Source organism: Bacteroides caecigallinarum (genome assembly GCF_021530995.1).
Classification (GTDB): Bacteria; Bacteroidota; Bacteroidia; order Bacteroidales; family Bacteroidaceae; genus Phocaeicola; species Phocaeicola faecigallinarum.
The window spans coordinates 1-5,341 of record NZ_JADYTF010000163.1; the positions used below are offsets into that span (position 1 = coordinate 1).

Annotated in this window: 7 protein-coding genes; all 7 read left to right on the forward strand. The window is 39.9% G+C overall.

Going from position 1 to position 5,341, the window contains the following annotated elements:
- Positions 1–52: 52 nt before the first annotated feature.
- Positions 53–499: an N-acetylmuramoyl-L-alanine amidase gene (locus I6E24_RS15165; protein ID WP_235329435.1), complete on the forward strand. Its 447-nt coding sequence runs from the start codon at positions 53–55 to the stop codon at positions 497–499.
- A gap of 298 nt (positions 500–797) precedes the next feature.
- Positions 798–1,103 carry a hypothetical protein gene (locus I6E24_RS15170; protein ID WP_235329423.1) on the forward strand — a complete coding sequence of 102 codons (306 nt, stop codon included), beginning with the start codon at positions 798–800 and terminating at the stop codon, positions 1,101–1,103.
- Positions 1,104–1,105: 2 nt separating this feature from the next.
- Positions 1,106–1,813 (forward strand): hypothetical protein, encoded by a 708-nt coding sequence (locus I6E24_RS15175; protein WP_235329425.1) that lies wholly within the window; start codon positions 1,106–1,108, stop codon positions 1,811–1,813.
- A 436-nt stretch (positions 1,814–2,249) separates the two neighbouring features.
- Positions 2,250–2,516 carry a hypothetical protein gene (locus tag I6E24_RS15180; RefSeq protein ID WP_235329427.1) on the forward strand — a complete coding sequence of 89 codons (267 nt, stop codon included), beginning with the start codon at positions 2,250–2,252 and terminating at the stop codon, positions 2,514–2,516.
- Positions 2,517–2,810: 294 nt separating this feature from the next.
- Positions 2,811–3,254, forward strand: a complete 444-nt coding sequence (locus tag I6E24_RS15185; protein ID WP_235329429.1) for an HU family DNA-binding protein — start codon at positions 2,811–2,813, stop codon at positions 3,252–3,254.
- Between the two features lie 138 nt (positions 3,255–3,392).
- Entirely contained in the window at positions 3,393–3,839 is a 447-nt protein-coding gene (locus tag I6E24_RS15190; RefSeq protein ID WP_235329431.1) for an N-acetylmuramoyl-L-alanine amidase, read from the forward strand.
- A gap of 260 nt (positions 3,840–4,099) precedes the next feature.
- Positions 4,100–5,341: lipopolysaccharide biosynthesis protein (locus I6E24_RS15195; RefSeq protein WP_235329433.1), on the forward strand; the 1,242-nt coding region annotated here is incomplete at its 3' end.

Here is a 5,341-nt window from a genome sequence, read left to right on the forward strand (position 1 = left end):
CTCCTCTGTATTTTTACAGGGGGCTTCAGAGACAAAGGGAAGGGAGGAGGTAATGAAGCGTCATGTTGATACAATTATCATACACTGCTCGGCTACGCCTGAAGGCAAAAGGCTCGAGCCTGCTGCTTTGGTCAAGATGCACCGTAAGCGCGGTTTCAACGGATGCGGGTATCATTTTTATATCCGTCGTACGGGAGAGATATGCGATATGCGTCCGGTGGAACGGATAGGAGCCCACTGCAAGGGACACAACGAAGGCAGCATAGGCATCTGCTACGAGGGCGGTCTCGACATCAAGGGCAACCCCAAGGACACGCGCACAGCAGAACAGAAGAAAGCTCTGAAATACCTTATCATGACATTGAAGAAGGAGTTCCCCATCAAGGAAATATCAGGTCACAGGGATTTCAGCCCTGACCTTAACGGCAATGGGACGGTAGAACCCGAAGAATGGATAAAGGAATGTCCTTGCTTCGATGTGAAGAGTGAGGGGTACTAGTAGAGGAATCCGTAAGTTTTCCCGCGAAAAGGCGGGAGACTTGCGGATTTTTTTATTGTTTTTTGCAGGAGTGTAAAATAAAGTGTTAAAATCGATGCCGCAAAGCATAAAAATCTCCGATTTGGTTTGAATTATCGTTATTAAGGCTTACTTTTGTGACGATTTAAGGAAAAAGGCGGACTATCTTGCACATCTGAGCGGAAACGAAGGATGTAGGAGGTAGCCGCGAAGCGTGCCCAAACATCACTACCCACAGCCCATACGTAGTAAACGATTATAAACCATTAATAATATCTATATGCCATTAAACTATGATGAAATAATTCAAGCAATGGATGAACACTTGAATAAAAGTGGTAAGAATTATTACAATGAATTTTATATTGGAATAACGAACAGTCCGGAACGCAGACTTTTCGAGGAACATGGAGTATCGAAAGAGGATTCATGGTGGATATATATTCCTGCCGACAGTGTGGACACTGCCAGAAAGGTTGAACAACATTATCTTGATAAAGGAATGCGTGGAGGCAATGGTGGTGGAAATGATGATTCCATATTTGTATATTGCTATATAGTCACTCCAACCACAGTAGATAAATAATCATGGCAAGATTAAAATTACCAAATGGAGAAATCGTGGAGATAAGCCTTAATACCTCAAAGGTAAATAATGATTTATCCATCACAACAGAGAGATACATAGTATTTCTTGATATAATGGGATTCAAAGACAGGGTAGCACGAACAAAACATGAAGAACTGTTATCCATGTTAAATGACTTCAACCAAAGAATATCAAAACATATACTTGAACATAAAGAACATGGCATAAGACTGTCACAATTTTCGGACAGTATATTGATTTACAGTTCTGACAACAAGCAAAGTAGTCTTCAAACTATAAGTGAAGTAAGCTCCAAAGTTATGGAAACAGCCATTAATTCAGGTATTCCACTTAAGGGAGCAATAGCAAAAGGAGTCATAACTTGTGATATTTCAAAACAACTCTATTTCGGACAAGCATTAATAGATGCTTATCTTCTTGAGGAGAACGTAAAATATTACGGTGTTCTAGCACACAACAGTGTGGAAGCTGATATTAAGGTTCTTGAGGAGAAAGGACTCTTATTTTTCCGTGATATTGAAGCTCCATTGAAAAGCGGAACAGTGTCACATTTCGAAATATGCTGGTATAAGAATGATATACAAGCAGCAAAAGAGAGCCTAAGAAAGATTAGGGAAACTGTTTCAGGAGATCCAAGAAAATATATTGATAATTCACTTAAGGTTATAGATAGTTTTAAGGCGTAAGTGGTGGAATAATAGGTAAACTTCCAAAATTGGCGTATTGACTAGCATTGCTCTTTCTCATACCTTCGTGCTAAACTTAAAACTCGAAAGATTATGTTTAGCGAAAAGGATACGAACAAAAGCAACAATGCCAAGGGAGAAGTATAATGACGATTTCTCCCTTGGCATTTTATTTTTTCACAAAACGCATAGAGAATATATTTAAAACATATTAAACATTGACATTTTTCATCACTCTTCAGCAAGTAAATCCTTAAATCCGGCATTTCTATTAAGTGGCGATACCATACGAAGTATCAGTTTTGTCACAGAGTAATTTTTATGGCCTGATATATACCCTTATTAAGCACAAGTAAGCCTAGTTAACTGGTACCTAGTCAACTTGTCAACAAAAAAAAGATCTGAAATTTGCTGAAAAGCATAAATAACAAGTAATATGGCAGTAACATTACCTATTGATAATGAGAACAGAATGGTAAATGCCATTCTTGAAATGATACGGACACAGGACCTTAAGGTAAAGCAGAAAATCCAACTGATTCTTAAACAGGAGATTGAAGAAGAAGAGCGGGCTGTTTCCGCTAAAAACGGCATAGATACCAGACCTTACACTTTGGAAGAATTGTACGGCATACTGAAAGATGACGGACAACCATATAATGCAAAACGCAACGAATACTTAAACGATAAATACGGATTATGAAAGTATTCTATGACACCAATATAATACTCGAATACCTCTTTAAAATGACTCCGGTGGAATTTGCAAATAAATATTTCCCTGACAAATAATAGTCCGTCACCTGGGCGAACCGTACTAAAAGTACTGAAAAGTTCCGAAAACACATCTTTCCATACTCATGCGGACAAAGAGGAACTCTGCTAATCCGGACCGTGGTACCTTTGTAGTGTAATCAGAAAGGGATCCCAAAGTTTCGGATTGCAGAGTTTATTTTTTGTTTAATCATTAACCATTTAAAAAAGAAAGGAAAGAATTATGGACAAGTATTTGACTTATTCGGTAGTGGAACGTAAAGACCCTCAGAACCCTGAAGTGCCGGGAAAATTCTATGCACAGGCACAGGCCCGTGGCGAGGCAGGCATCCGTGAGCTCTCGCAGCGCATCCAGCAGTCGTGTACCGTGACCCGTGCGGACGTAATGGCAGTACTCATCGCACTTGAGGACGTGGTGTCAGACTCCCTTGCCAACGGCGAAATAGTCCGCTTGGGCGAGCTCGGCTCTCTCCAGGTGAGCCTCAAAGGCAAGGGATCCGATACCGCAGAGGAATATCATGACGGCCTGATAGAGAAAGGCAGAATCATCTTCCGTGGCGGAGAGACACTGGCCAACATGCTCAACACCCTGAAGTACCAGAAGGTGGAACAGAAGTACAAGAAGGAAGAGGAAGCAGCCGGAGGAGGAGAGGATCCGCTTCCATAAACCGATAACCAACGTGAGGATAGCTAACTAAAAACCGGTGAACCATGAAAAATGTAAGAAGAATAGTAATCAGAATCCTGAAATGCCTCCTCTGTATTTTTACAGGGGGCTTCAGAGACAAAGGGAAGGGAGGAGGTAATGAAGCGTCATGTTGATACAATTATCATACACTGCTCGGCTACGCCTGAAGGCAAAAGGCTCGAGCCTGCTGCTTTGGTCAAGATGCACCGTAAGCGCGGTTTCAACGGATGCGGGTATCATTTTTATATCCGTCGTACGGGAGAAATATGCGATATGCGTCCGGTGGAACGGATAGGAGCCCACTGCAAGGGACACAACGAAGGCAGCATAGGCATCTGCTACGAGGGCGGTCTCGACATCAAGGGCAACCCCAAGGACACCCGCACAGCAGAACAGAAGAAGGCTCTGAAATATCTTATCATGACATTGAAGAAGGAGTTCCCCATCAAGGAAATAGCAGGTCACAGGGATTTCAGCCCTGACCTTAACGGCAATGGGACGATAGAACCCGAGGAATGGATAAAGGAATGTCCTTGCTTCGATGTGAAGAGTGAGGGGTACTAGTAGAGGAATCCGTAAGTTTTCTCGCCAAAAGGTGGGAGGCTTGCGGATTTTTTTTGTTGTTTTTTGCAGGATGGTAAAATAAAGTGTTAAATTCCCTGCCGAAAAGCATAAAAATCTGCGATTTGGTTTGAATTATCGTTATTAAGGCTTACTTTTGTGACGATTTAAGGATTAATGCGGACTATCTTGCGCAGCTTTCTGGGGATGGAAAGGTGGGGGAGGTAGCCGCGAAGCGTGCCTGAGAGTGAAGAAATTAAACAATGAGTTCGACTTCAGAAAAAAATAAGAGAATAGCGAAAAATACATTGATGTTATATTTTCGCATGCTACTGACTATTATAGTGAGTCTATATACATCAAGAGTTGTACTCAATGCCCTTGGTATAGAAGATTATGGTATCTATAATGTAGTAGGCGGTGTTGTTGCAATGTTTAATATACTATCAGGATCATTATCTTCAGCCATAAGTCGTTTTATTACGTTTGAATTGGGAAGAAAAGACCTGAATAAACTGAAAGCTGTTTTCTCCTCATCAGTCACAATACAGATTATTTTAGCTGTAGCAATAACTATTATTGCTGAAATTGCCGGAATATGGTTTATAAATGAGAAGATGAATGTTGATGCAAGCAGACTTAGTGCAGCCAATTGGGTGTTTCATTTTTCTATACTGACATTTGCTGTAAACTTAATCAGTATCCCATATAATGCAGCCATCGTAGCACATGAAAAGATGTCAGCATTTGCTTACATAAGTATTCTTGAAACAGTAGGAAAGCTTTTGATAGCGTATCTTATAATGATATCCCCAATAGATAAACTAATATTCTATGGCCTCTTAATGTTACTTGTTGCTTTATTGGTGCGTTTTTCATATACATACTACTGTAAACGGAATTTTGAAGAATGCAGCTATCATTTTATATGGGATAAGCAACTGTTAAAACAGATGTTTGGCTTTGCGGGATGGAACTTTATTGGTTCTTCATCTGCTATATTGAGAGATCAAGGCGGTAATTTATTAATTAATTTATTTTGTGGACCAACAGTTAATGCCGCTAGAGGTATAGCTATTCAGGTTAACTCTGCTATAGCAGGCTTTGTTTCAAATTTCATGACAGCCTTGAGACCGCAGATTACAAAATCTTATGCATCAAAAGATTTTGATTACATGATGGTACTGATTTATCAAGGTGCGCGCCTTTCATTCTATCTCTTGTTAGTATTGTCTTTACCAATAATTTTAAATACAGAATATATCTTAGAAAAATGGCTAAATACTGTTCCTACACATACAATTAGCTTCGTACAGTTAGTCCTCATATTTTCCATGAGTGAATCAATTTCCAATCCATTAGTAACTGCTATGCAGGCTACAGGAAGGATTCGAAACTATCAACTTATTGTGGGTGGTTTACAGATGCTCAATCTTCCTGTTTCTTATATATTAATGAAAATTGGTTTTTTTCCTGAAGCTATTTTTATTGTATCAATTGTTATA

Excerpts from the sequence above, each read along its gene's own strand:
- I6E24_RS15185 (WP_235329429.1), top strand. The coding sequence starts at position 2,811 with ATGGACAAGTATTTGACTTATTCGGTAGTGGAACGTAAAGACCCTCAG.
- I6E24_RS15170 (WP_235329423.1), top strand. The coding sequence starts at position 798 with ATGCCATTAAACTATGATGAAATAATTCAAGCAATGGATGAACACTTG.
- I6E24_RS15165 (WP_235329435.1), top strand. The coding sequence starts at position 53 with ATGAAGCGTCATGTTGATACAATTATCATACACTGCTCGGCTACGCCT.
- I6E24_RS15180 (WP_235329427.1), top strand. The coding sequence starts at position 2,250 with ATGGCAGTAACATTACCTATTGATAATGAGAACAGAATGGTAAATGCC.
- I6E24_RS15175 (WP_235329425.1), top strand. The coding sequence starts at position 1,106 with ATGGCAAGATTAAAATTACCAAATGGAGAAATCGTGGAGATAAGCCTT.
- I6E24_RS15190 (WP_235329431.1), top strand. The coding sequence starts at position 3,393 with ATGAAGCGTCATGTTGATACAATTATCATACACTGCTCGGCTACGCCT.